General features: G+C 66.9%; 25 protein-coding genes. 11 read left to right on the plus strand and 14 right to left on the minus strand.

Going from position 1 to position 23,534, the window contains the following annotated elements; translation table 11 throughout:
* Nucleotides 1-99 precede the first annotated feature (99 nt).
* From J2W36_RS21395 to J2W36_RS21420, 6 genes are all read left to right on the plus strand, one after another.
* Nucleotides 100-1,239: an MGDG synthase family glycosyltransferase gene (locus J2W36_RS21395; protein ID WP_307691789.1), complete on the plus strand. Its 1,140-nt coding sequence runs from the start codon at nucleotides 100-102 to the stop codon at nucleotides 1,237-1,239.
* Entirely contained in the window at nucleotides 1,239-1,775 is a 537-nt protein-coding gene (locus J2W36_RS21400; protein ID WP_307691790.1) for a hypothetical protein, read from the plus strand. Before J2W36_RS21395 ends, J2W36_RS21400 begins: the two co-directional genes overlap by 1 nt.
* On the plus strand, nucleotides 1,768-2,586 hold the full coding sequence (locus tag J2W36_RS21405; RefSeq protein ID WP_307691791.1) for a pseudouridine synthase: 819 nt from the start codon (nucleotides 1,768-1,770) through the stop codon (nucleotides 2,584-2,586). Before J2W36_RS21400 ends, J2W36_RS21405 begins: the two co-directional genes overlap by 8 nt.
* 81 nt (nucleotides 2,587-2,667) lie before the next feature.
* Nucleotides 2,668-3,327, plus strand: coding sequence for a response regulator (locus J2W36_RS21410; RefSeq protein ID WP_307691792.1), 660 nt, complete (start codon nucleotides 2,668-2,670; stop codon nucleotides 3,325-3,327).
* Entirely contained in the window at nucleotides 3,324-4,670 is a 1,347-nt protein-coding gene (locus J2W36_RS21415) for a sensor histidine kinase (RefSeq protein ID WP_307691793.1), read from the plus strand. Before J2W36_RS21410 ends, J2W36_RS21415 begins: the two co-directional genes overlap by 4 nt.
* 125 nt (nucleotides 4,671-4,795) lie before the next feature.
* The gene (locus tag J2W36_RS21420) at nucleotides 4,796-5,134 is read left to right on the plus strand and encodes a hypothetical protein (protein WP_307691794.1); all 339 of its coding nucleotides are present in this window, start codon (nucleotides 4,796-4,798) and stop codon (nucleotides 5,132-5,134) included.
* 28 nt (nucleotides 5,135-5,162) lie between these two features.
* Here the strand turns inward: J2W36_RS21420 and aqpZ are convergent, their stop codons facing one another.
* Entirely contained in the window at nucleotides 5,163-5,861 is a 699-nt protein-coding gene (gene aqpZ, locus J2W36_RS21425; RefSeq protein ID WP_307691795.1) for an aquaporin Z, read from the minus strand.
* Between the two features lie 237 nt (nucleotides 5,862-6,098).
* Between aqpZ and htpG the strand changes: the two genes are divergently transcribed.
* Nucleotides 6,099-8,153: a molecular chaperone HtpG gene (gene htpG, locus J2W36_RS21430; protein WP_307691796.1), complete on the plus strand. Its 2,055-nt coding sequence runs from the start codon at nucleotides 6,099-6,101 to the stop codon at nucleotides 8,151-8,153.
* Nucleotides 8,154-8,183: 30 nt separating this feature from the next.
* Here htpG and J2W36_RS21435 read toward each other — a convergent pair whose 3' ends face one another.
* The 7 genes from J2W36_RS21435 to J2W36_RS21465 all read right to left on the minus strand — a co-directional run bounded on the left by J2W36_RS21435 (nucleotide 8,184) and on the right by J2W36_RS21465 (nucleotide 14,696).
* The gene (locus tag J2W36_RS21435) at nucleotides 8,184-9,206 is read right to left on the minus strand and encodes a serine/threonine protein kinase (RefSeq protein ID WP_307691797.1); all 1,023 of its coding nucleotides are present in this window, start codon (nucleotides 9,204-9,206) and stop codon (nucleotides 8,184-8,186) included.
* A gap of 13 nt (nucleotides 9,207-9,219) precedes the next feature.
* Nucleotides 9,220-10,371 carry a DUF2855 family protein gene (locus tag J2W36_RS21440; protein ID WP_307691798.1) on the minus strand — a complete coding sequence of 384 codons (1,152 nt, stop codon included), beginning with the start codon at nucleotides 10,369-10,371 and terminating at the stop codon, nucleotides 9,220-9,222.
* 174 nt (nucleotides 10,372-10,545) lie between these two features.
* Nucleotides 10,546-10,971 carry an organic hydroperoxide resistance protein gene (locus J2W36_RS21445; RefSeq protein WP_307691799.1) on the minus strand — a complete coding sequence of 142 codons (426 nt, stop codon included), beginning with the start codon at nucleotides 10,969-10,971 and terminating at the stop codon, nucleotides 10,546-10,548.
* A gap of 65 nt (nucleotides 10,972-11,036) precedes the next feature.
* Nucleotides 11,037-11,495 (minus strand): MarR family winged helix-turn-helix transcriptional regulator, encoded by a 459-nt coding sequence (locus tag J2W36_RS21450; RefSeq protein ID WP_307691800.1) that lies wholly within the window; start codon nucleotides 11,493-11,495, stop codon nucleotides 11,037-11,039.
* A 79-nt stretch (nucleotides 11,496-11,574) separates the two neighbouring features.
* Nucleotides 11,575-12,840: a serine hydrolase domain-containing protein gene (locus J2W36_RS21455; RefSeq protein ID WP_307691801.1), complete on the minus strand. Its 1,266-nt coding sequence runs from the start codon at nucleotides 12,838-12,840 to the stop codon at nucleotides 11,575-11,577.
* Between the two features lie 72 nt (nucleotides 12,841-12,912).
* Entirely contained in the window at nucleotides 12,913-13,734 is an 822-nt protein-coding gene (locus J2W36_RS21460; RefSeq protein WP_307691802.1) for a crotonase/enoyl-CoA hydratase family protein, read from the minus strand.
* Between the two features lie 26 nt (nucleotides 13,735-13,760).
* Entirely contained in the window at nucleotides 13,761-14,696 is a 936-nt protein-coding gene (locus J2W36_RS21465) for a 3-hydroxybutyryl-CoA dehydrogenase (RefSeq protein ID WP_307691830.1), read from the minus strand.
* A gap of 47 nt (nucleotides 14,697-14,743) precedes the next feature.
* Between J2W36_RS21465 and purT the strand changes: the two genes are divergently transcribed.
* Entirely contained in the window at nucleotides 14,744-15,964 is a 1,221-nt protein-coding gene (purT, locus tag J2W36_RS21470) for a formate-dependent phosphoribosylglycinamide formyltransferase (RefSeq protein WP_307691803.1), read from the plus strand.
* 13 nt (nucleotides 15,965-15,977) lie between these two features.
* Here the strand turns inward: purT and J2W36_RS21475 are convergent, their stop codons facing one another.
* Together J2W36_RS21475 and rbp are read right to left on the minus strand one after the other, a co-directional pair.
* A complete protein-coding gene (locus tag J2W36_RS21475; protein WP_307691804.1) occupies nucleotides 15,978-16,466 on the minus strand; it encodes a tripartite tricarboxylate transporter TctB family protein in 489 nt (162 codons plus the stop codon).
* A 178-nt stretch (nucleotides 16,467-16,644) separates the two neighbouring features.
* Nucleotides 16,645-17,055, minus strand: coding sequence for an RNA-binding regulator (gene rbp / locus J2W36_RS21480; protein WP_307691805.1), 411 nt, complete (start codon nucleotides 17,053-17,055; stop codon nucleotides 16,645-16,647).
* A gap of 342 nt (nucleotides 17,056-17,397) precedes the next feature.
* Here rbp and J2W36_RS21485 point away from each other — a divergent pair, with 342 nt between their 5' ends.
* Complete coding sequence (locus J2W36_RS21485; RefSeq protein WP_307691806.1) at nucleotides 17,398-18,648, plus strand: DEAD/DEAH box helicase; 1,251 nt, start codon at nucleotides 17,398-17,400, stop codon at nucleotides 18,646-18,648.
* Between the two features lie 51 nt (nucleotides 18,649-18,699).
* Here J2W36_RS21485 and J2W36_RS21490 read toward each other — a convergent pair whose 3' ends face one another.
* The 4 genes from J2W36_RS21490 to gorA are packed head-to-tail and all read right to left on the minus strand — an operon-like array spanning nucleotide 18,700 to nucleotide 22,178.
* A complete protein-coding gene (locus tag J2W36_RS21490) occupies nucleotides 18,700-18,909 on the minus strand; it encodes a DUF3820 family protein (protein WP_307691807.1) in 210 nt (69 codons plus the stop codon).
* A 1-nt stretch (nucleotide 18,910) separates the two neighbouring features.
* Nucleotides 18,911-19,276 carry a translation initiation factor Sui1 gene (locus J2W36_RS21495; protein WP_307691808.1) on the minus strand — a complete coding sequence of 122 codons (366 nt, stop codon included), beginning with the start codon at nucleotides 19,274-19,276 and terminating at the stop codon, nucleotides 18,911-18,913.
* Nucleotides 19,277-19,303: 27 nt separating this feature from the next.
* Nucleotides 19,304-20,788: an AMP nucleosidase gene (locus J2W36_RS21500; protein WP_307691809.1), complete on the minus strand. Its 1,485-nt coding sequence runs from the start codon at nucleotides 20,786-20,788 to the stop codon at nucleotides 19,304-19,306.
* A gap of 34 nt (nucleotides 20,789-20,822) precedes the next feature.
* A complete protein-coding gene (gene gorA / locus J2W36_RS21505; RefSeq protein ID WP_307691810.1) occupies nucleotides 20,823-22,178 on the minus strand; it encodes a glutathione-disulfide reductase in 1,356 nt (451 codons plus the stop codon).
* A 95-nt stretch (nucleotides 22,179-22,273) separates the two neighbouring features.
* Between gorA and J2W36_RS21510 the strand changes: the two genes are divergently transcribed.
* Together J2W36_RS21510 and J2W36_RS21515 are read left to right on the plus strand one after the other, a co-directional pair.
* On the plus strand, nucleotides 22,274-22,699 hold the full coding sequence (locus J2W36_RS21510; protein ID WP_307691811.1) for a rhodanese-like domain-containing protein: 426 nt from the start codon (nucleotides 22,274-22,276) through the stop codon (nucleotides 22,697-22,699).
* A gap of 64 nt (nucleotides 22,700-22,763) precedes the next feature.
* Complete coding sequence (locus J2W36_RS21515; protein ID WP_307691812.1) at nucleotides 22,764-23,531, plus strand: type III pantothenate kinase; 768 nt, start codon at nucleotides 22,764-22,766, stop codon at nucleotides 23,529-23,531.
* The last annotated feature ends 3 nt before the right edge of the window (nucleotides 23,532-23,534 follow it).

A 23,534-nucleotide genomic window follows, 5' to 3' on the forward strand; every position in this document is an offset into this window, starting at 1 on the left:
CGCCGGGGGGCGCCGTGTGCGCTCGCGCTGTGTGACGCACTGTCATCAAAGCTCCACATAATTTCCGGCATCGGCAGCATTCCGCGGCCGCAGGCTTCAATGACCCCACTTCTCGTTCTCAGCGTGAGCGCCGGCAACGGCCACGTCCGCGCCGCCCAGGCGCTGTGCGCCGCCGCCCAGGCGCGCGCACCCGCTTGCGGTGCCGTGCACATCGACGCCATGGCCCACATGGCCGCGGGTTTTCGCAAGATCTACACCGACTGGTACCTGCAACTGGTCCAGCGTGCGCCCGATCTCTGGTCGTACCTGCACCAGAAGACCGACAGCACGCCGCACAGCGCGGTTTCGCAGCGTCTGCGCCGCGGCATCGAGCGCGCGAGCGCGGGCGCGCTGCTGCGCGAGGTGCGGCGCGTGCGGCCCGCGGCCATCGTCTGCACTCATTTCCTGCCGGCCGAATTGCTGATGCGCGAGCGCAACCGCGGTCGGCTCGACGGCCCGGTCTGGCTGCAGGTGACCGACTACGACCTGCACAACATGTGGATCGTGCCGGGCCTGCAGGGCTATCTGGCGGCCACCGAGGAGGTGGCCTTCCGCATGCGCGCGCGCGGACTGCCCGCCGCGCACGTCCACGTCACCGGCATTCCGGTGATGCCCGAATTCTCGGTGCCCGATGCGCCGGCGTTGCAGCGCGAGGCGAATGTGCGGCGGCTCGGGCTCGACCCCACCCGCCGCGTGGTGCTGATGACGGCGGGCGGCGCGGGTGTGGGCAATCTCGCGGCCCGGGTGGCGCATGCACTGGCGCTCGATGGGCCCGGCTGCGACTTCCAGGTGATCGCCGTGGGCGGGCGCAACGCCGCGACACTGGCCGCTCTGCAGGCGCTGCAAGCGCGCCACCCGGGGCGGTTGCTGCCCGTTGGCTTCACGGGGGAGATGCACCGGCTCATGGCTGCTGCCGACCTGGTCGTCACCAAGCCGGGTGGCCTGACCATTGCCGAATGCCTGGCGCTGGGCAAGCCGATGCTGCTGGTCTCGCCGATTCCCGGGCAGGAGGAGCACAACGCCGGTTTCCTGATGGAGGAGGGCGCGGCCTGGCTGGCCTACGACACCATCGGACTGGGCTACAAGCTCGCCGGCCTGATGGCGGCGCCCGAGCGGCTCGCGCACATGGCCCTGCGCAGCCGCGCGCTGGGTCGGCCCGACGCAGCGCAGTGCGTGCTCGACCGCGTGCTGGGAACCTGATGAAACCCCTGAACCCTCTACCGATGAACGACCGCAGCCTTCGCCGCACCGTGATCTACCTGGCCTGGGTGCTGGTCATGGCCTTCTTCTTCGCGCATGCGGAAATCCAGATCGAGGGCGGCGCCGGCTGGGCCACCAGCCTGCCGACCTGGCGCATCGAGCACCACTGGCTGCTCGACATCTTCTGGGGCGGTCGCGCGATGACCGGCTACCACGCCTGGGTCTTCACCTTCATGGCGCTGGTGTTCTTCTCGCCGCTCGCGTTCCAGGCGCGCTGGACCTGGCGCGACGCCGGCCTGGCGCTGGTCGGACTCATCGTGTTCTGGGTGGCCGAGGATTTCCAGTGGTTCCTGCTGAATCCGGCGTGGGGCTGGAGCCGCTTCGATCCGGCGCTCGTGACGTGGCACAAGCACTGGCTCTTCGGCGCGCCGGTCGACTATTGGATCGGGCTGGCCACCGCGGCGCTGATCCTGTATTTCCGGCATCGTCGCCCGCGTGGGCGCGCGGTTGTGGACAATCGACGGGATCATGAATGAGCCTACTTCCTCTCCTCCCGGCGCGGTGCGCCTGAACAAGCGCATGGCCGAGCTCGGCATCTGCTCGCGGCGCGAAGCCGACGCCTGGATCGAGCAGGGCTGGGTCAAGGTCAATGGCCAGGTCGCCCCGATGGGCGTGAAGGTGACGCCGGCCGACCGCGTGGAGGTCGACAAGAAGGCGCAGGGCCACCAGGCCACGCAGGTGACCATCATCCTGCACAAGCCGATGGGCTACGTCAGCGGCCAAGCCGAGGACGGCCACGAGCCGGCCGTGGCGCTGATCAATCCGCGCACGCACTGGCGCGAAGACCCGAGCAGCAACCGCTTCTCGCCCCCCCAGCTGCGCGGTCTGGCACCGGCCGGGCGGCTCGACATCGACTCGGTCGGCCTGCTGGTGCTCACGCAGGACGGCCGCGTGGCGCGCCAGCTGATCGGCGAGGATTCGGGCATCGAAAAGGAATACCTGGTGCGCGTGACCTGGTCGCCCTACAGCGGTGCCAGTGGTGGACCTGGCGCGCAGGGCGATGTCACGACCGACGTGCAGCGCGTGTTCCCGCCCGCCCAGCTCGCCCGCCTGCGCCACGGGCTGAGCCTGGACGGCCAGGCCCTCAAGCCAGCGCGCGTCGATTGGCAGAACCCCGAACAACTGCGCTTCGTGCTCAAGGAGGGCAAGAAGCGCCAGATCCGCCGCATGTGCGAGCAGGTCGGGTTGAAGGTGGTGGGCCTCAAACGCATCCGCATCGGCCGCGTGGTGCTGGGCAACCTGCCCGCCGGACAGTGGCGGTACCTTGGGGCGGACGAGCGTTTCTGAGCGCTGCTGCGTGCTCATGCTGGGCTAAGAATCGATGACCTAAGCTTCGCCACGGACCCGTGACGATTCCGAGGAGACGCCGTGCGCGCATTGCTGGTCGAGGATGACGAGATGATCGGTCGCAGCCTGAGCCTGGCGCTCGAGGGCGCGGGATGGTCGGTCGACTGGGTGCGCGATGGCGTGCTGGCCCTCAGCGCCCTGGCCGATGGCGGCTACACCTGTGCGCTGCTGGACCTTGGCCTGCCCGGACACGACGGTGTCGAGGTGCTGCGGCGCGTCCGAGACCGGGGCGACGTCACTCCGGTGCTGGTGCTGACCGCCCGCGATGGACTGGAAGACCGCATCCGGACGCTCGACCTGGGCGCCGACGATTACCTGCTCAAGCCCTTCGAGTTTCGCGAGCTGCTCGCGCGCATGCGTGCCGTGGTGCGGCGGCGCGACGGATCGGCGCATTCGCTGATCGGCGGGGCGGGCCTGCAGCTCGACCTGACGACGCGCGAGGTGCTCGTCGACGGCCAGCGCGAGGCGCTCACCGCGCGCGAATTCGCGTTGCTGCACGCGCTGCTCGAACGCCCCGGCGCCATCCTCTCGCGCGAGCAACTCGAGCACCGTCTCTACGGCTGGGGCGAGGAGGTCACCAGCAACGCCGTCGACGTGCTCATCCACGGCATGCGGCGCAAGATCGGGCCGGACGCGATCCGCAACGTGCGCGGGCTCGGCTGGCGCGTGGTGGTGATGTGAGGTTGCCGTGGGGCCGGCCGCCGTCGCTGCGCGGACGCCTGCTGCGCTGGCTGGTGGCCGTGAACCTGCTGGCCATGGTCGTGACGGCCTGGCTGTCGTACCTGGCCTTCGACCGTTCGATCCAGCAGTTCATGGACGACCAGATGCTGCTGGTGGCCCGTTCGCATGCCACGCGGCGCGCGGTGCCACCCCTGGACGGACTCACAGGCGAGGAAGTGAGCCGTCGCGGTGCCATGGTCGTCCAGGTGTGGACGCACGACGGCAGCGAGCTGCTCGCAAGCAGCTGGCCCGAGGCGGTGCTGCCGCTGCAGGCCACACCGGGATTCCACCAGGCGGCCAGCGCCAGCGAGGTGGGTGGCTGGCGCGTGTACACCGCCCCTGTGGGCAACGGCGCCGCCTCGCCTCGCATCCAGGTGCTCCAAAGCCATGGCTATCGCCTCGGGCGGGTCGTGCGGCGCGCGTTGTGGGAGGGCCTGCCGATCCTGCTGTGGCTGCCGGTGGCCTTGTGCATGCTGTGGGCGGTGGTGTCGACCGTCTCGCGCTCGCTGCGCGAAGTGGCCAGCGAGGTGGCCACCCAGGACGAGCGCAGCCCGTCCGGCTTGTCGCTGGCCCGCGTGCCTGAGGAAATCGCACCGCTGGTCGCTGCGTTCAATGGCCTGCTCGCGCGCATGCGCACCTCCATGGAAACGCAGCAACACTTCGTGCAGGATGCGGCGCACGAGTTGCGCACGCCCGTGGCAGCGGTGCGCCTGCAGATCGACAACCTGCGCGCGCACGTGCCTGCCGGTGAAGCGGCCAGCCGCTTTGCGCAGCTCGAGGCCGGCGTGTTGCGCACCCAGCACCTGGTGGTGCAGTTGCTGGCGTTGTCGCGACAGGAGGCGCCGCCGGATGCGGCCGCAGCGCCCGTGGACGTGGCCCTGCTGCTGCGCGAGACCCTCGCCAGCCTGTTGCCGCTGGCCGACCGGCGCGGCATCGACGTGGGCTTCGAGGGCACGGTGGCGGTGTTCGTCCGGGCGCCCGTCACCGAGCTGCGCAGCGTGTTCGACAACCTCGTGGACAACGCGATCCGCTATGCGCCCGAAGGGGGCACCGTCGACGTGCGGTTGCATGCGGTGGCCGGGCGTCCGGTCGTGGACGTGGTCGATGACGGGCCAGGCATCGCGCCCGCGTTGCGAGAGCGGGTGTTCGACCGGTTCTTCCGCGTGGCCGGTGCCCCGTCGGACGGCAGCGGCCTGGGCCTGGCCATTGCCCGTGCGGCGGCACAGCGCCACGGCCTGCGGATCGAACTGCTGCCGCGCGAAGGTCGAACCGGGCTGGTGGCGCGGGTGTATCTGGCGGCGTGATGCTCATGGTCGGCTAAGACTTCGCTCACGCTGGCCTCAGAGAGCAGGCCTACAGTGATCGAAGGTCCACCACAGCCGCTTGGGTTTGCGGTGCGAGACCTTCCGCTTCACTTCAGGAGAACTTCATGACACACACCCTTCGACGCTTGGCTCTCGGTGCCGTGGCCGCATGCAGCGTGCTGGCCGCCGGTGCAGCCTTTGCGCAGACGAGCGATGGTTCCGACTACCGTCCCTTGTCCCTGAATTCGCCCAGCAACGCGCAGGTGGAAGCCGATGCGGTGGCAGCTTCGCATGCTTCGGGAACGGAAGCCATCGGCCAGTCCACCAGCGCGGTGATTCCTGCCTCCATGACGTCCCTGGATGACGTGCAGCGTGGCGCCATGGCGGCGGCGCGTCCGACCGGAACCGAAGCTATCGGCCAGTCGACCGCCATGCCGATGCCGGGTCTGAGCACAGGCAGCTGATGCGGTGCACCGGCCATCGAGGCCGGTGTCAGTCTTCCTTGAGCAGCAGGTTGTAGATCAGGGCGCCCAGCACGGCGCCCGCGATCGGCGCGACCCAGAAGAGCCACAGCTCGGACATGGCGTAGGCCGGCCCGAAGAGCGCCGGGCCGGTGCTGCGCGCCGGATTGACCGAGGTATTGGTCACCGGAATCGAGATCAGGTGGATCAGCGTCAGGCACAGGCCGATGGCCATGCCACCAAAGCCGGCCGCCGCATGGCGTGCGGTGGCGCCGAGGATCACGATCAGGAAAATGGCCGTCAGCACCACTTCGGTCACCAGGGCGGCCGTCAGGTCGAAGCCGCCGGGCGAATGCGCCCCGTAGCCGTTGGTGGCGAATCCGCCGATGTCGGCACCGGGCTTGCCTGTGGCGATCACGTACAGCAAGCCGGCGGCGGCAATCGCGCCAAGGACCTGGGCGATGATGTAGCCGGGCAGTTGGGCAGCGCGGAAACGCCCTCCGACCCACAGGCCGACCGACACGGCCGGGTTGAAATGGCCGCCCGAGATGGGGCCGAGCGCATAGGCCCCCGTGAGCACCGTCAGGCCGAAGGCCAGCGCCACACCCGTGAACCCGATCCCCAACTGCGGGAAGGCGGCCGCCAGCACGGCGCTGCCGCAGCCGCCGAACGTGAGCCAGAACGTGCCGATGAATTCGGCTGACCATTTCTTGATGTTGCTGTGTTGCATTTTTGGAATCCCTGATGTGTGACATGGCCGTCCGGTGGTAGCCGCGGCGGGCGGATTCTAGGGACGGGTTCTGTCGCTTTTTCACGGGACGGCGCGAACTCGGGCGGCAGATCGGCATCTGTTCACGAATACCCCACACAGTTGTTGAAATCTGGCGTCGAGGCCCTAAATCCAGGGCTTCGTAGAATCGCGGATTCCCCGATCGTTCGTCCACTTTTCCCTGGTTCATCTCGAGACATGTCCAACAACAGCTCTACCACCCTCCCTTTCCAGGCCGAAGTTGCGCAACTGCTGCATCTCGTGACGCATGCGCTCTATTCGAACAAGGAGATCTTTCTTCGTGAGTTGATTTCCAATGCGTCCGACGCGTGCGACAAGCTGCGCTTCGAGGCCATCAACAACGCGGCGCTGTACGAGGACGCGCCCAACCTCGAAGTGCGCGTGTCCTTCGACAAGGCGGCCAAGACCATCACGATTGCCGACAACGGCATCGGTCTGTCCAAGCAGGAAGCCATCGACAACCTGGGCACCATCGCCAAGAGCGGTACCAAGGACTTCATGAGCAAGCTCAGTGGAGACCAGAAGACCGACGCGCAGCTCATCGGCCAGTTCGGCGTGGGCTTTTATTCCGGTTTCATCGTGGCCGACCGCATTTCGGTCGAGTCGCGCCGCGCCGGCGCCCCCGTGAATGAAGGGGTGCGCTGGGCCAGCACCGGCACGGGTGACTTCGAGGTCGCCGACATCGAGCGCGCCCAGCGCGGCACCAGCGTCACACTGCACTTGCGCGAGGAGGCCGAGGAATACCTCAACCTCTGGAAGCTCAAGTCCGTCATCGCCAAGTACTCGGACCACATCTCGCTGCCCATCCTGATGGAAGCCGAGGAGTGGAAGGAAGGCGAGAACGACCAGCCCGGCGACATGGTCAAGACCGGTGAATGGGAGCCCGTCAACAAGGCCAGCGCACTCTGGGCGCGCGCCAAGAAGGACGTGACCAAGGAAGAGTACGAAGAGTTCTACAAGAACATCAGCCACGACTTCGAGGCGCCGCTGACCTGGAGCCACAACCGCGTGGAAGGCAGCACCGAATACACGCAGCTCCTCTACATCCCGGCGAAGGCGCCGATGGACCTGTGGAACCGCGACAAGACCGCGGGCGTCAAGCTGTACGTCAAGCGCGTCTTCATCATGGACGACGCCGAGGCGCTGATGCCCAGCTACCTGCGCTTCGTCAAGGGTGTGATCGACTCGTCGGACCTGCCGCTCAACGTGAGCCGCGAGCTGTTGCAGGAGAGCCGCGACGTCAAGGCCATCCGCGAAGGCAGCACCAAGCGCGTGCTGTCGATGCTCGAAGACCTGGCAAAGAAGGAAAAGAGCGCCGTCGAGAACGCTGCCGGCAAGATCGATGTGGGGTCCGGTGAATCGGTGCCCGCGCCCGAGCCGACCGAAGGCGTGACCGATGTCGTCGACAAGAAGACTGACGCCACGGTGCCGGCCGCAGAAGCCGCCGTCGAGTTTGCGGGCGGGGAAGACGCTGGCAAATACGCGAAGTTCTACGCCGAGTTCGGCGCCGTGCTCAAGGAAGGCCTGGGCGAAGACATGGCCAACAGCGCGCGCATCGCCAAGCTGCTGCGTTTCGCCTCGAGCACCAGCGACACGGTCAGCGTGAGCTTTGCCGACTACAAGGCGCGCATGAAGGACGGCCAGGAAGCCATCTACTACATCACCGCCGATACGCTCGCCGGAGCCAAGAACAGCCCGCAGCTCGAAGTCTTCAAGAAGAAGGGCATCGAAGTGCTGCTGATGACCGACCGCGTCGACGAGTGGGCGCTGAACTACCTCCACGACTTCGATGGCACGCCGTTGCAAAGCGTGGCCAAGGGCGCGGTCGACCTGGGCAAGCTGCAGGACGAGGATGAGAAGAAGGCGGCCGAGGCAACGGCCGAAACCTTCAAGCCGGTGCTGGACAAGCTCAAGGAAGCGCTCAAGGACAAGGCGAGCGATGTGCGCGTGACGACCCGCCTGGTCGACTCGCCAGCCTGCCTCGTGGTGCAGGACGGCGGCATGAGCACGCAGCTCGCGCGCATGCTCAAGCAGGCCGGCCAGCCGGCACCCGAGCTCAAGCCGGTGCTGGAAGTCAACGCAGAGCATCCGCTGGTCAAGCGCCTGGAAAGCGCGGCGCATTTCGACGATCTCGCGCACATCCTGTTCGACCAGGCGTTGCTGGCCGAAGGCGGTATGCCGGCCGACCCGGCGGCCTATCTGCGCCGCGTCAACGTGCTGCTGGTGGGCTGATCACGTGCCGCGCTGCGGCGCGGCATCCCTTCAGGCGTAAAGCGGTTCCTCGTCCATCGCCTCGCACTGCTCCTGCAGCATGAGCACCTGGCCCTTCCAGTAGTCGCTCGAGCCGAACCAGGGGAAGTTGATCGGGAAGATCGGGTCTTCCCATCGGCGCGCGAGCCAGGCGCTGTAATGGATCAGGCGCAGCGTGCGCAGCGGCTCGACCAGCGCCAGCTCGCGGCGGTCGAACTCGCGGAACTGTTCGTAGCCGTCGAGCAGCCCGCTGAGTTGGCCGGTGCGCTGCGCACGTTCGCCTGACAGCAGCATCCACAGGTCCTGCACCGCAAAGCCGGTGCGCGCGTCGTCCAGATCGACGAAGTGCGGACCGCCGCCCGGCCGATCGGTCGGCGTCCAGAGGATGTTGCCTGGATGCACGTCGCCGTGCAGCCGCAGTTTGCGCAGGCTGGCATCGCCGCTTGCGCCCAGCGCCGTGGCTTCGATGCGCGCGAGCGCCTCGTTGCACGCCGTCTCCCATTCGCGCTGCACGTCGAGCGGGATTTTCTCGTTGCCCAGCAACCAGTCGCGCGAGGCGGTGCCGAAGCTCTGCAGGTCGAGGGTCGGACGCGCGTCAAATGGCCGTCGCATGCCGATGGTGTGGATGCGCGCGAGAAAGCGGCCGACCCATTCGAGCACCTCGAAGTCGTCGAGCTCCGGCGCGCGGCCGCCGCGGTAGGGGCTCACGCTGAACGCGAAGCCCGCGTGGTGGTGCAGCGTGCGGCCGTGCAGCGTGAGCGGCGCCACGGCGGGCACCTCGGCGGCAGCGAGCTCGAGCGCAAAGGCGTGCTCTTCCATGATCTCGTCCGCGCTCCAGCGGCCGGGCCGATAGAACTTCAGCACGACCGCGCTGCGGTCTTCCAGGAACACCTGGTAGACGCGGTTTTCGTAGGAGTTGAGGCCGGTCAGGCGGCCGTCGCCGTGCAGGTCGAGCGTGGCGAGCGCGTCGAGCACCACGTCCGGCGTGAGGCTCTCGTAAGGGTGGGTGTTCGCTGGCGCTGCAGAAAGGGTCATGCAGCCATTGTCGCTACCCGGCGTCGGTGCCGGGGGCGAGCGACAGAATATGGCCTGTGCGCGGGTCACCCCGGCCGGCCAGCACCTGCGCGTATGCCGCCTGCACGGCTGCGTCGCCCCGGTGGTGCGTGACGGTGAGCCAAGGCGATCGCGCGCTCGCCTCGCTGCCCTCGCCACCTACCTGCGCGACGAATGCACGCCAGGCCGCTGCCATGCGTTGGCCGAACACGTCGGCACCCCATTCGGCGGTGCGCTTCTTGATCTGCGCCGGTGCGAAGAACAGCGTGGCGCGGGGTCCCGGCAAGCGCTTTCCAGCGCCGCTCGCAGCCAACTGGTCGACATGCGTGCCGCCGATGGAACTGCTGTAGCGCAGGTTCGCAAAGCGCGTGTGGATGGCGCGTCGCAGTTCGCCATTGCCGGCAAAGTCGACGTAGACGCAGGGCGCATCGGCGGCAACCTGGTCGAGTTCTTCGTAGGCGAGCACGCGGTGGTAGCACCCCAGGCTCTCGCAAAACGCCTTGTTGGCCGCGGAGGTGAGGCCGACGACCTCGACGCCGGGCCGCTGATGCAGCAGGAAGGCGGTGCCGTAGGCCGTCTTGCTCGACGCGCTCGACAGCACCACCACGCCGGGCGTGCCCTGCGAACGGATGCCGAAGAAGTCGTTGTCTTCCAGGAAGTCGTCGATCAGCCAGGAAGTGATGAAGAGCGGACGCAGCAGTGCCTGCGTGGCTTCGGTGTCGGGCGTGTAGAGCGGGTCGCTGGTGCAGCGGAAATACTGGTTGTAGACGGCCGCCAGTTCGGCGCGATGGGGTGCGCCGTCGGCAAAGCGCAACGCCGACAGGCGATCGGGCGCGAGCACGGTGCTCGATGCCATCGGCCAGTAACCGTAGAGCCGCTCGCCCACGGCCACGCCGGGATGCAGCGATTGGGACACGCTGGCGAAGCCCCACACCGGGATCTGGCCCCAGCCCTCTTCACCGCTCGGATAGAACTGCCAGTAACCCATCGCGTCGCCGAACGCCGCGTAGGTGATGTTGTTGGAGGTGAGCGCGAAGGCGTCGATGCGCACGCGCACTTCACCCGGCTTCAGCGGGCTGTCTTCCTGCGTGCGCAGGCGGGTGGTGGCGAGCTGGTCCCGGCGGACGAGGAGGGTGGTTGTCGGCATCGCCGTACCTTAGCCGAGCGCCATGAAAACTGCCACTGGGCGAGCCCGGTCGCGTCGCGCGGGGGACACGACAGGCAACGCGAGACGCCTGTGGTTTTCGCCAAAGCAAAAAGGCGACCCCGCGTTGGCGGAGTCGCCCTGGTGCCGCCGGCCGTGGCCGGCAGGCGCCTGCGATCAGGCGATGGTGATTTCGACGTCGATGTTGCCGCGGGTGGCGTTCGAGTAAGGGCACACCTGGTGGGCGGTGTCCACCAGCAGCTTCTTCTGCGCGTCGTCCAGGCCGGGCAGGGTGATGGCCAGGGCCACCGAGATGCCGTAGGCCGCGCCGCCATTGGTCGGGCCGAGGGAAACCTTGGAGTCGATGGAAACGTCGTCAGGCACCTTGACGCTGATCTTCGGACCCACGGCCTTCATGGCGCCGATGAAGCAGGCGGCGTAGCCGACCGCGAACAGTTGCTCGGGATTGGTGCCGGGCTTGCCCGAGCCGGGCGAGCTGAGCTTGACGTCGATGGCGCCGTCGCTGGACTTGCCGGCGCCGTCGCGGCCACCGACGGTATGGGCTTCGGCGGTGTAGAGCACTTTGTCGAGTTTCGTGGTCATGGTGGTTCCTTTGGAGGTGGGGTGAAGAAAGCTTCTTTCGAAGCACGGGGGAAAAGGGTTGCGCGTCAGGCGGCCTTGATGCGATCGCGCAGGGTCTGAATCTGTTGCGTGAGCTGCACGAGCTGTGGCACCGAGCACTGCGAGGCCGCCAGCAGACATGCCGGCACGCCTGCGGCGCGGGCCTTCAGCTTGCGGCCCACAGCAGTGAGCGTGACGTGCACCCGGCGCTCGTCGGCCACGTCGCGCACCCGCGCCACGAAGCCACCGATTTCCAGGCGCTTGAGCAGGGGCGTGAGCGTGCCGGAGTCGAGCGAGAGCCGCTCGCCGAGTTCGGAGACCATCACGCCGTCGCGTTCCCACAGGGCGAGCATCACGATGTACTGGGGGTAGGTCAGGCCGAGCTTTTCGAGCAAGGGTTTATAGAGCCGCGTCATGGCCAGCGACGCCGAATACATCGCGAAGCACAGCTGGTTGTCCAGCTGTTGCATGTCGTGAGCGGCGAGGGTGGTGGGGGCGGAGCGCATGGCCTGAATTATCTCGTGCAATTAAATTGTGCGCAATATAATTCCATCCGACCGATAGGGTCGGACTGCTGGCGCGCTTTCAGGGCGCCAGCAGCGCCTTCGCAACGGCGTGGAACGCCGGCAGCGTGAGTGAGTCGTTGCCCGAATTGGCTGCGATGGGGTGCGCTGCGTAGCGCACGATCACCATCTCCGCCTTCGGGTCGACGTAGATGCTCTGGCCGTGGATGCCGCGTGCCATGTAGGCGCCATGTTCGTTGTTCGTGATCCACCACATGTCACGGTACGACCAGCCTGGCAGCAGCGCATAGCCGCCTTTGGCGAACTTGGCCGGATCGCCGCCGCGCGTGATGTCGGCCACTGCCGCAGCAGGAATCGCCTGCTGGCCGTTGGCGCGCCCGCCGTTGCGCATGGCCTCGCCGAAGCGGGCGAGGTCGCGCAAGGTGGTGTTGAGTCCGCCGCCGCCCGACGCCGTGCCAATGCGGTCGACCATGAAGTACGCGTCCTGCTCGGCACCGATGCGGCGCCAGATCTTCTCGCTCAGCAGTTCGGGAAGCGACTGGTTGTTGGCGCGCGCCAGGATCCATGCGAGCACCTCGGCATTCACCGTCTTGTAGGCGAATCCGTCATCGTGCTCGCCTTCCTTTTGCAGCGTCTTCAGGAAATCGTAGAAGGTCCTTGGGCCCGCGTAGTTCGGCCCCGAGGCCATCATGCCGCCGGCCCGTGCGTAGTCGAACACCTCCGCCTTCGGGTCGGCGTAGTTCTCCGAATACTTCACGCCGATGGTCATGTCCATGACCTGGCGCACCGTAGCGTCGCCGTATGCGGTGTCCTTCATCTCGGGAAGGTACTGCGTCACCGGCGCGGCCGGGTCGAGCTTGCCTTCGGCCACCGAGATGGCGGCCAGGGTGCCCACGAAGGACTTGGTGACCGACATCGCCAAGTGCGGACGCTCGGGCGTGAGCGCACCGAAGTACTTCTCGTAGACCACGCGGCCCTTGTGCAGCACAAGCACCCCGTCGGTGTACGTGCGGGTGAGCATCTGGCCGAAGTTCAGCGCCTCACCGCCCATCGATTGGAAGACCACGCCATCGAGATCGCGCGGCGCCGCCACCAGCGCGCTGGCGGCGCCGGGGCCGCGCCAGACGTTGGCCGTCGGACCCAGTTCACGCACATGCGAAAAGGTCCAGCGGTTGCGCGGAAAGGCACCGCTCATGGGGTTCTCGAACACGATGAGCTTGTCGGCCGACGGCGGAAAGCCCTGCATCCATCCCATCGCGCCCACCGACGTGGCGGCAGGATCGGGCAGGGCGGGGGCGGACGGCGTCTGGGCCTGGCTGGCGTTCATGGTGCAAGCACAAAAGATCGCGGCGAGCGCGAGGGGGCGGAAGGAATGCGACATGGGGTCAGTGGCTCCGGCTCAGCGGCCCGTGAACTTCGCCGGACGGCGCTCGATGAAGGAACGGATGCCTTCTGCGGCATCCTCGCTGTGCAGCAGGCGCCGCTTGACCGGCTCGAAATCCTGCGTGGCCTGAACGGCGCCTTCCTCGATCGCGCGCAGCACGTTGAGCCGCGTCGCAACCACGGCCTGCGGTGCCTGCGCGGCGATGCGCTGCGCGATCTTCAATGCTTCGTCGAGTTCCTGGCCGGCCGGCACCACCTTCTGCACGAAGTTGAGGCGATAAGCCTCGGCGCTGTCGAATTCGTCGGCCGTCAGCAGGTGCAGCATGGCGTTGCCCATGCCGGCGCGCTCGGCCATGCGGATCGTGGCACCGCCCGACGCCATGATCGCGCGTTGCACTTCCAGTTGCGAGAAGCGGCAGTTATCGGCCGCCACCACGATGTCGGCCGCCAGCATCAGCTCGATGCCGACCGTGAAACAGATGCCCTTGACCGCCGCCACCATCGGCTTGGTACGCCGCCGGTAGCCCGGCTGCCCCATGTTGTGCGGCTCCACCAGCGTGCCGTCGTCCGGCACCAGCTTGTTGCCCTGCTTCATGTATTGGGCGATGAGGGGCAGGTCGAGCCCCGCCGTGAAGTGATCTCCCATGGCATGAAGCACGCCCACGCGCAGGGCGGGGTCGTCGTCCAGGCGCGTATACGCCTCGGCGAGTTGCCTGAACATCGGCGGCGTCCAGCCATTGCGCTTGGCAGGCCGGTTGATGCCGATCAGCAGCACGTGGTCGAGTACCTGCGTGTCGATGCAGCCTTCTGCGGGCGGGGTGGTGGGGGTGGCGGTCATGGGTTGTCTCCTTTTTTTGTTGGGGGTCAGTACGTGTAAACGCCGCGGCCCGTCTTGCGGCCGAGCTGGCCCGCCGCGACCATTTCCCTGAGCAGCGGGCAGGGGCGGTACTTCGAGTCGCCGAACTCCTTGAGGTACACCTCCATCACTGCCAGGCACACGTCCAGCCCGATCATGTCGGCCAGCGCCAGGGGACCGATCGGCTGGTTGCAGCCCAGCTTCATGCCGGCATCGATGTCCTCGGGCGTTGCGATGCCTTCGGACAGCACGAAAAAGGCCTCGTTGATCATCGGCACCAGGATGCGGTTGACCACGAAGCCCGGCGCGTTCTTCACCGTGATCGGCGACTTGCCCAGCTTTTCGGCCAGCGCCTTGACGGCGTCGTGCGTGGCGTCGCTCGTCAGATAGCCACGGATGATCTCCACCAGCGCCATCATCGGCACCGGGTTGAAGAAGTGCATGCCGATGAAGCGATCGGCGCGCGAGGTGGCCGCGGCCAGCTGGGTGATCGAGATCGAGGACGTGTTCGACGCCACGATGACTTCGGGCTGCAGGATCGCGTCGACCTGCTTGAGGATCTTGAGTTTGAGTTCGTAGTTTTCCGTGGCCGCCTCGATCACGAGCTGCGCGCCCTTCAGATCGTCGTAGTTCGTCGATCCCTGGATCAGCGCCAGCGCTGCCTTTTTCTGCTCGGCGGTGAGCTTGTCCTTCTTGATCAGACGGTCCAGGCTGCCCGACACGGTGGCCAGTCCCTTGTCGACGGCTGCCTGGGAGATGTCTACCATCACGACCTTGACACCCGAGACCGCGCAGGCTTGCGCGATGCCGTTGCCCATGGTGCCGGCGCCGATGATGCCGACCGTTTGAATGCTCATTGAAGTGCTCCTGGAGTGGGATGGGAAAGAACAGGACGGCCGTGAATGCGACCACTGGGATCGATTGTGTCGCAGCCGCCGTGCCAGGCCGTTCCCGCGGGTGACATCGGGACGCCTGCATTAAAGTGGCGTCCATGACGACCCTCGGCACCCCTCTTTCCCCTTCTGCAACCCGCGTGATGCTCCTCGGCTCCGGCGAACTCGGCAAGGAGGTGCTGATCGCCCTGCAGCGCCTCGGCGTCGAAACCCTTGCGGTCGACCGCTACGAGAACGCGCCCGGCCAGCAGGTCGCGCATCACGCGCGCACCATCACCATGAGCGATCCGGCCCAGCTCAAGGCGCTGATCGAGGCCGAGCGGCCTCACCTCGTGGTGCCCGAAATCGAAGCCATTGCCACGCCGATGCTCCAGGAACTCGAAGACGCCGGTGTTGTGCGCGTGATTCCCACCGCCCGGGCCGCCCGCCTGACCATGGACCGCGAAGGCATCCGCCGCCTGGCCGCCGAAACACTGGGTGTGCCCACCAGCCCCTACAAGTTCTGCGACTCGCTCGCCGAACTGCAGGCCGCCATCGAGGGCGTGGATGGAAAGGGCATCGGTTACCCCTGCATCGTCAAGCCCGTGATGAGCAGCTCCGGCAAGGGCCAGAGCAAGATCGACGGTCCGGCCGACGTGCAGAAGGCCTGGGACTATGCGATGGCCGGTGGCCGCGTGAGCCACGGCCGCGTGATCGTCGAAGGCTTCATCGACTTCGACTACGAGATCACGCTGCTGACCGTGCGCGCCATCGGCGCCGCTGGCGCGGTGCAGACCTCGTTTTGCGAGCCCATCGGCCATGTGCAGGTCAGCGGCGACTATGTCGAGAGCTGGCAGCCGCACCCGATGGCGCCGGCTGCGCTGCGCAAGGCGCAGGCGATTGCCGAGAAGGTCACGTCCGACCTGGGCGGGCAGGGGCTTTTCGGCGTCGAACTCTTCGTCAAGGGCGACGAGGTCTGGTTCAGCGAGGTGAGCCCGCGTCCGCACGACACCGGCATGGTCACGATGGCCACGCAGTGGCAGAACGAATTCGAGCTGCATGCCCGCGCCATCCTGGGCCTGCCCGTCGACACGACGCTCCAGAGCCCTGGCGCCAGTGCCGTGATCTACGGTGGGGTCGACGCCACCGGTATTGCCTTCGACGGCGTGGCCGATGCGCTGAAGGTCCCCGGCACCGACGTTCGGCTGTTCGGCAAGCCCGAAAGCTTCGTCAAGCGCCGCATGGGCGTGGCGCTGGCGCATGCAGCCGATGTGGAGACGGCCCGCAGGAACGCCAAGGAAGCGGCATCCCGCGTCAAGCCGCGACGCTCCGGCCCCTGACGGTAGGTGCGCATCAACCGGCAATGAAGGTCGGCCAGACCTGGATCTGCAGCTGGAGCACCCAGACGAAGGCCACATAGCTGCCCACTGCCAGCACCGTGGCGAGCATCAGCACACTGCGTAGCTGGAAATCCTTGGCTGCGAGGCTGCAGATGAGTGTCAGCGCGTAGATCGCGATCATCATCCCCATGGCCGGCACGCCGATGCTGGGCAGACCCCCCTGCAGCACACCGAAGGCAAGGTTGGCTGCAATCACGCAGAAAACCGGCTTCCAGGCCCACTTGCCCATCTTGTCGCCGCTGGTGGTCTCCACCACCAGCGACCGGAAAATGACGATCAGTCCCAGCAGGTCCAGGATGATGCCCAGCATCAGTGGAAAGTAGCCTGGGCCCATGTGGGCATCATCTCCAATGTCCAGGGTGGTGGAGGCCATCGTGAAAAGGGCGCCCAGGGCAGTGAACAGAACCCCCGAAAAGAAGTCTTTTTGACTCTTGATTCCCATTTGCCTCGGCCCTCTGTTTTTGGAGGACAGAGCGTGGTCGCAGCTGCCTGACGGTGGACTGACCCCGGGCACGCGCCCGTACGGCAGCGCGGGTGAATCGCAGGCCTTGGCGCTGCCAGTTGCACAGACGCAAAAAAGGCTCCCGAAGGAGCCTTTTGTCTTGTGTGTGGGGGAGGGCTTAGTAGCCGCCGCGGCCACCGCCGCCGCCGCCGTAACCACCGCCGCCACCACCGCTGCGGCCACCGCCACCGCCGTAACCGCCGCCGCCGCCACCACCGTAGCCGCCACCACCGCCGCCGCCGCTACGGCCGCCACCGAAACCACCGCCAGCAGGACGGGGTTCCATCGGACGGGCTTCGTTCACGGTGAGTGCGCGACCGTCGAGCGAATGGCCATTCAGGCCTTCGATGGCTGCGAGCGCTTCAGCGTCCGAACCCATTTCGACGAAGCCGAAGCCCTTCGAACGGCCGGTTTCACGTTCCATCATGACCTTGGCGCTTGCCACCGAGCCGTACTGGCTGAATGCCTGCTCGAGGTCGTTGTCACGGATGTTGTAGGACAGGTTGCCTACGTAGAGTTTCTTGCCCATGGTGGGACTCCTAATTCAAACCAAAAAAACAAAGCGATGGAGTCCCAGAATCACAACTAACTGAAGAGCGCTGTGGCGCGAAACTGACCGATCACCGTACCGTGCCTAACAGAACTGTCTGTTTTGCACGTTTCCGGATTGTGCGCTATACCGGCGGCTTTTGCGCAAATGGTTTTAAGAAACATGAAAGTGGCAAAAAAACATCAGTTTGCAATAGAGGAGGCGCGGCTCTTCTTGTTGAGCCTTTCTGGTTAATTTCACGCGGGATACAGAGCGAGCAAGCGCGATGCTGGCTATCCTCGAACGTCCCGCCGAACCACCGTCTCGTTTCCGATTTCTTACATGCCATTCATTTCTTTGGGTTTATTGCCTGCGCTGGCGCGCGCTGCCGCCGAGCGTGGCTACAGCGTGCCCACCCCCATTCAGACCCAAGCGGTGCCCGCCATCCTGGCCGGCCGCGACGTGCGCGGCATGGCGCAGACGGGTTCCGGCAAGACCGCCGCGTATGCACTCCCGGTGCTGCAGGCGCTGTCGTCCGGTGCGCAGGAGTCACCACGCCGGGTGCGCGCGCTGATCCTCGTGCCCACACGCGAGCTCGCGGCGCAGGTGGGGGAATCGCTGCGCAGCCTGGCGCAGCATCTGCCCCGCCCACCCAAGATCGCGGTCGCCTTCGGCGGCGTGTCGATCAACCCGCAGATGATGGCGCTGCGCGGCGGTGCCGACGTGATGGTGGCCACGCCGGGCCGGCTGCTCGACCTGATCGGGCACAACGCGCTGCGGCTGTCGTCCGTGGCCATGCTGGTGCTCGACGAGGCGGACCGTCTTCTCGATCTCGGCTTTGCCGAGGAGCTGGCGCGCCTCGTCGACCTGCTGCCCCAGCCGCGGCAGAACCTGCTGTTTTCTGCCACCTTTCCGGCGGCGATCGAAACGCTCGCCGATGCGCTGCTGCGCGATCCGGTGCGCATCGAGATCGCCTCGGAGCCGGCCACCGAGCCGGCCATTTCGCAACGCGCGATCGAGGTCGACGATCGTCGGCGCACCCAATTGCTGGCGCGCCTGATCAAGGACAGCGGCTGGACGCGCGTGCTGGTCTTCGTTGCGACCAAGTACGCGGCCGAGATCGTGGCCGACAAGCTGCGCAAAGCCGGCATCGAGGCCGAGCCTTTTCATGGCGTGCTGAGCCAGGGCAAACGCACCCAGGTGCTCGAGGATTTCAAGGCGTCACGGGTGAAGGTGGTGGTGGCCACCGACCTGGCCGCGCGTGGGCTCGACGTCGTGCAGCTGCCGGTGGTGGTCAACTACGACCTGCCGCGCTCTTCGGTCGATTACGTGCACCGCATCGGCCGCACCGGCCGTGCCGGGCAAAGCGGCGTGGCGCTGAGTTTCATCACGGCCGACATGGACGCGCATTTCGCGCTGATCGAGCGACGCCAGGGCCTGAACGTGCCGCGCGAGCGGGTGGCCGGTTTCGAGCCCATGGAGGCGCGCACACCGGCCGCCGCACCTGTGCCCGGTGCCGACAACGGCGGTGTCAAGGGCAAGCGGCCCAGCAAGAAGGACAAGTTGCGCGCCGCCACCCGCCGCGACGAATGACGGGCCCAGCGCTGCGCCGCTAGAACCGGTCGCGCTGGCGCTGGACCGGTTCTAGCGGCGCAGCGGCCGGAGCAGGCCGGACAGGCCGTTGTGGTCGATCTCGTGCATCAGCTGCAGCAGCCGGCCGATCTCGCCCTTCGGAAAGCCCTCGCGTGCAAACCAGGTCAGGTAGTTGCCCGGAAGGTCGGCGATCAGCGTGCCCTTGTACTTGCCGAAAGGCATCTCCATGCGCACCAGCTTCTCGAGGTCTTCTGGCGCCATGTCAGCCGCCTGCGCGCTTGACGGTGAGGCCCTGCTTTTGCAGCGCGGCGATCACGAACTCGCGGTGGTCGCCCTGGATCTCGATCACGCCGTCCTTGGTGGTGCCGCCCGAACCGCAACCCGACTTCAGCTGCTTGCCCAGCAGCGTGAGCGCCTTGTCGTCGAGCAGCACGCCGCGCACGACGGTCACCCCCTTGCCCTTGCGGCCCTTGGTTTCGTACGACACCCGCACGACGCCGTCGCCCGTGGGCGCAGCCGCCTTGGCTTGCTTGCAGATGCAGGCGGCCTTCGGCTGGCCGCAGTCGGGGCAGATGCGCCCGGTGTCGGTGGAGTAGACCAGGCGGCTGCCTTCAGTGCCCATCTTCATCGCTTTTTTTCGTCCTATGGGTTCGCGCTACTGGAAGGCCACTTCCGCGAAGCTGCGAAGCTTGCGGCTGTGCAGCCGTGTCGAGCCCTCGCTGCGCAGGATCTCGATGGCGCGCATGCCGATGCGCAGATGCTGCTCCACGCGCTCGCGGTAGAACTGGTTGGCCATGCCCGGCAGCTTGATCTCGCCGTGCAGCGGCTTGTCGCTCACGCACAGCAGCGTCCCGTAGGGCACGCGAAAGCGAAAGCCGTTGGCCGCAATGGTCGCGCTCTCCATGTCCAGCGCCACCGCCCGGCTCTGGCTGAAGCGGCGCTGGGGTTCGTTTTCCGGCAACAGTTCCCAGTTGCGGTTGTCGGTGCTCGCCACGGTACCGGTGCGCATGATCCGCTTGAGGTCGGGGCCGTCGATCTGCGTCACGTCGGCCACGGCTTTCTCCAGCGCCAGCTGGATCTCGGCCAGCGCCGGGATCGGCACCCACAGCGGCAGCTCTTCGTCGAGCACGTGGTCCTCGCGCACATAGGCGTGGGCCAGCACGTAGTCACCCAGCTGCTGGCTGTTGCGCAGGCCCGCGCAGTGGCCCAGCATCATCCAGGCGTGCGGGCGCAGCACGGCGATGTGGTCGGTGATGGTCTTGGCATTCGACGGGCCGACGCCGATGTTCACCATCGTGATGCCGGTGCGGTCTTCACGCACCAGGTGGTAGGCCGGCATCTGCGGCAGCCGCGGCGGCGCAATGCCGCCTTCGGGGCCGTCGTACCCGCTGCGGTAGGTGGTCACGTTGCCGGGTTGGATGAAGGCGATGTAGGGGCTGTCGGGGTTCGACATCTCCTTGTGCCCGAGCGCCATGAATTCGTCGATGTAGTACTGGTAGTTGGTGAACAGCACGAAATTCTGGAACCATTCGGGCGCGGTGCCCGTGTAGTGGCGCAGCCGGTGCAGCGAGTAGTCCACACGCGCTGCCGTGAACAGCGACAGCGGCTCCGGCTCGCCGGGCCGCGCGCGGAAGGTGCCATTGGCGATGCCGTCGTCCATGCTCGCGAGGTCGGGCAGGTCGAACACGTCGCGCATGAGCGCGCGGCGCTCCACGCTCATCGTGCCTTCGATGTGGTCGTTCTCGGCGAACGAGAAATGAATGGGGATCGGCTGCGTGGCGGTGCCGACTTCCAGCTCCACGCCGTGGTTCTCCAGCAGCAGGCGGAACTGCTCCAGGTAGTACCGATGGAACAGATCGGGCCGGGTGAGCGTGGTTTCGTAGCGCCCCGGGCCGGCCACGAAGCCGTAACTCAGGCCCGACGTGGTGGCGGGCACCTGGCGCGACACGGTGTGCGTGTGGACCCGCACGAACGGGTAGCAGGCGCGCACGCGGCCCGGCAGCGATTCGCCGGCGACGAAGCGCAGCATCGAGCTGCGCAGATGGGCGAGCGCGCCCTGATAGATCTTCTGCACCTGTGCCAGCGCGGCGGCGGCGTCGGTGTAGCGGGCGGGGGCGACGAAGGGCGGCATGTAAGGCATGGCTGCATTGTGCAATGCAGCGCCCGCGGTTCTGTTACGGGTTCGCTTCGCGCATCGTCACGAACTCTTCCGCGATGGTCGGGTGGATGCCGATGGTGCTGTCGAACATCGCCTTGGTCGCGCCCGCGCGCATCGCCACGGCGAAGCCCTGCACGATTTCTCCGGCGTCGGGCCCGACCATGTGCAGGCCGACGACGCGGTCGCTGGCGGTGTCAACCACCAGCTTCATGAAGATGCGCTCCTGGCTGCCAGACAGCGTGTGGCGCAGCGCCTTGAACTCGGTGCTGAAGATCGTGAGCTGGCCGAATTTGGCACGCGCCGCGCTCTCGGTATAGCCGCAGGTACCGATGTTGGGATGAGTGAACACGGCGGTGGGAATGTATTCGTAGTCGACGCGCCGCTTACCTTCGCCAAAGAGCGTGTCGACCAGGGCCATGGCCTCGGCCAGCGCCACCGGCGTGAGCTGCATCCGCGTCGACACGTCGCCCAGCGCATACACCGAAGCGATCGAGCTTCGGTAGTGCCTGTCGACCACGATCGAGCCGCGTGCGTCCAGCGCAACGCCAGCCGCTTCCAGCCCGACGCCTTGCGTGTTGGCCGTGCGGCCGGTGGCATAGAGCACCGCGTCGGCCTGGATGTGCTCGTGGTTGGACAGCACCACGTTCACGCCGTTGCCACCGCGCTTGTCGAGCATGGTGACCTCCACGTTGAGCCGGATGTCCACACCCGCCTTGCCCATCTCGCGCGCCACGAACTCGCGCACGTCGCTGTCGAAACTGTCGAGCAGATGGGGCTTGCGATTGAGCAGCGTCACCCGCGCGCCAAGGCCGTGGAAGATCGATGCGAATTCGCAGGCGATGTAGCCACCGCCCACGATCACCAGATGCTGCGGGAACGGTGTGAGGTCGAAGATGGCGTCAGACACCAGTGCATGCTCGCGACCCGGTATCTCGGGCACGAAGGGCTTGCCACCCGTCGCCACGAGGATGTGCTGCGCCGTGTATCGGGCCTTGCCTACCTGCACGGTATGAGGGTCGGCCAGCTGGGCCCAGCCCTGGATCAGGGTCACGCCCGCCGTGCCCAGCAGGCCGCCGTAGATTCCATTGAGTCGGTGGATTTCGTCCGCACGCCGGCTCTGAAGCCGTGCCCAGTCGAAACGGGGCTTGTCCACGGTCCAGCCGTAGCCCGCGGCCTCTTCGAAAGCGTCGCCATAGCCGGCGGCGTAGCTGTAGAGTTTCTTGGGGATGCAGCCGACGTTCACGCAGGTGCCGCCCAGCTCCGCCACTTCGGCCAGCGCCACGCGGGCACCGCGCTGCGCGGCCATGCGTGCCGCACGCACGCCGCCGCTGCCGCCACCGATCACGAAAAGGTCGAAATCGAAAGTCGCCATGATGATTGTTCCTTGCTTGCCGCCAACTGTAGCCGGAGGGCCCCCGCGTGCAGGGACAATGTCGTCCACATACCCTGAACCTGGAGGATGGGCCAATGACAGCAGATGCAAAGTCGGGCGTGTTGCCCGCAGACGGTTACGCCGGTGACATTACGCCCGAGCAGGCCGCTCGGTGGCTGACCAGCGGCGATGCCGTGCTGGTCGATGTGCGCACGGACGCCGAGCGCGAGTGGGTCGGTTTCGTGCCCGGCGCCGTGCCGCTCGCGTGGAAGCAATGGCCGGGCATGGCGATGAATGCGGGTTTCGACGAAGGCCTGCGCGCTGCTGTGCCTCCGGGTGGCAAGGTCATGTTGCTGTGCCGCAGCGGGGTGCGCTCCATTGCCGCAGCCCGGCGTGCCACCGAGCTGGGCATCGAGGCCTACAACATCCTCGAAGGCTTCGAAGGAAACCCCGACGCCCAAGGGCATCGGGGCGCTACGGGCGGCTGGCGCTTTCACCAGTTGCCGTGGCGGCAGAACTAGGCCACCAGGTTGGTGTCGACGCGTGATTGCCAGGACTGTCCACAAAGTCGCAATAATCCCGCGCATGACATTCCTTGCGATCGACATCGGCAACACGCGCCTCAAATGGGCGCTTTTCGAGGCAGGGCGTCCAGGTGCCGCGCTGCTGGCCCAGGGTGCTGAATTCCTCGATCACATCGAGCGCCTGGCCGACGGCCCCTGGGCCGCCTTGCCCGCGCCCGACGCCATGCTCGGCTGCGTGGTGGCCGGCGATGCCGTTCGCCGCCGCGCCGAAGAGCAGATCGAAGAGCGCTTCGATTGCACGCCGCGCTGGGTCGTCTCGAGCGCCGCGGAAGCCGGCCTCACCAACGGCTACGACCATCCCACGCGGCTGGGTTCCGACCGTTGGGTGGCCATGATCGGTGCACGCCACCGCATGCTGCAGCAGGGGCGGGCGCGGCCGATGGTGGTGGTGATGATCGGCACGGCGGTCACGGTGGAGGCGATCGACGCCGAGGGCCGCTTTCTCGGGGGGCTGATCTTGCCGGGCCACGGCATCATGCTGCGTGCGCTGGAGTCGGGGACGGCCGGCCTGCACGTGCCCACCGGCGAGGTGCGAGAGTTTCCCACCAATACCAGCGATGCACTGACCAGCGGCGGCACCTATGCCATCGCGGGTGCCGTCGAGCGCATGCGCCAGCATGTGCAGTCGCATTGCGGCGAAGCGCCGGCCTGCTACATGACCGGGGGCGCCGGTTGGAAGATGGCCCCATCGATGGCCACCGCCTTCGAACTGGTCGACGGGCTCATCATGGACGGGCTGCTCGTCATCGCCGCACAGCGCGGCGGCTGACGT

Origin of the sequence: Variovorax ginsengisoli, from assembly GCF_030811835.1 — a bacterium.
Taxonomy (GTDB): Bacteria; Pseudomonadota; Gammaproteobacteria; order Burkholderiales; family Burkholderiaceae_C; genus Variovorax; species Variovorax ginsengisoli_C.

Coding starts and splice junctions, on each gene's coding strand:
- J2W36_RS21435 (WP_307691797.1), bottom strand. CDS start 9,206: ATGACCCTTTCTGCAGCGCCAGCGAACACCCACCCTTACGAGAGCCTC.
- J2W36_RS21400 (WP_307691790.1), top strand. CDS start 1,239: ATGAAACCCCTGAACCCTCTACCGATGAACGACCGCAGCCTTCGCCGC.
- J2W36_RS21510 (WP_307691811.1), top strand. CDS start 22,274: ATGACAGCAGATGCAAAGTCGGGCGTGTTGCCCGCAGACGGTTACGCC.
- J2W36_RS21445 (WP_307691799.1), bottom strand. CDS start 10,971: ATGACCACGAAACTCGACAAAGTGCTCTACACCGCCGAAGCCCATACC.
- J2W36_RS21455 (WP_307691801.1), bottom strand. CDS start 12,840: ATGAACGCCAGCCAGGCCCAGACGCCGTCCGCCCCCGCCCTGCCCGAT.
- J2W36_RS21440 (WP_307691798.1), bottom strand. CDS start 10,371: ATGCCGACAACCACCCTCCTCGTCCGCCGGGACCAGCTCGCCACCACC.
- J2W36_RS21495 (WP_307691808.1), bottom strand. CDS start 19,276: ATGAAGATGGGCACTGAAGGCAGCCGCCTGGTCTACTCCACCGACACC.
- J2W36_RS21485 (WP_307691806.1), top strand. CDS start 17,398: ATGCCATTCATTTCTTTGGGTTTATTGCCTGCGCTGGCGCGCGCTGCC.
- J2W36_RS21405 (WP_307691791.1), top strand. CDS start 1,768: ATGAATGAGCCTACTTCCTCTCCTCCCGGCGCGGTGCGCCTGAACAAG.
- aqpZ (WP_307691795.1), bottom strand. CDS start 5,861: ATGCAACACAGCAACATCAAGAAATGGTCAGCCGAATTCATCGGCACG.
- rbp (WP_307691805.1), bottom strand. CDS start 17,055: ATGGGCAAGAAACTCTACGTAGGCAACCTGTCCTACAACATCCGTGAC.
- J2W36_RS21420 (WP_307691794.1), top strand. CDS start 4,796: ATGACACACACCCTTCGACGCTTGGCTCTCGGTGCCGTGGCCGCATGC.
- J2W36_RS21395 (WP_307691789.1), top strand. CDS start 100: ATGACCCCACTTCTCGTTCTCAGCGTGAGCGCCGGCAACGGCCACGTC.
- J2W36_RS21500 (WP_307691809.1), bottom strand. CDS start 20,788: ATGCCTTACATGCCGCCCTTCGTCGCCCCCGCCCGCTACACCGACGCC.
- J2W36_RS21450 (WP_307691800.1), bottom strand. CDS start 11,495: ATGCGCTCCGCCCCCACCACCCTCGCCGCTCACGACATGCAACAGCTG.
- htpG (WP_307691796.1), top strand. CDS start 6,099: ATGTCCAACAACAGCTCTACCACCCTCCCTTTCCAGGCCGAAGTTGCG.
- J2W36_RS21475 (WP_307691804.1), bottom strand. CDS start 16,466: ATGGGAATCAAGAGTCAAAAAGACTTCTTTTCGGGGGTTCTGTTCACT.
- purT (WP_307691803.1), top strand. CDS start 14,744: ATGACGACCCTCGGCACCCCTCTTTCCCCTTCTGCAACCCGCGTGATG.
- J2W36_RS21515 (WP_307691812.1), top strand. CDS start 22,764: ATGACATTCCTTGCGATCGACATCGGCAACACGCGCCTCAAATGGGCG.
- gorA (WP_307691810.1), bottom strand. CDS start 22,178: ATGGCGACTTTCGATTTCGACCTTTTCGTGATCGGTGGCGGCAGCGGC.
- J2W36_RS21490 (WP_307691807.1), bottom strand. CDS start 18,909: ATGGCGCCAGAAGACCTCGAGAAGCTGGTGCGCATGGAGATGCCTTTC.
- J2W36_RS21460 (WP_307691802.1), bottom strand. CDS start 13,734: ATGACCGCCACCCCCACCACCCCGCCCGCAGAAGGCTGCATCGACACG.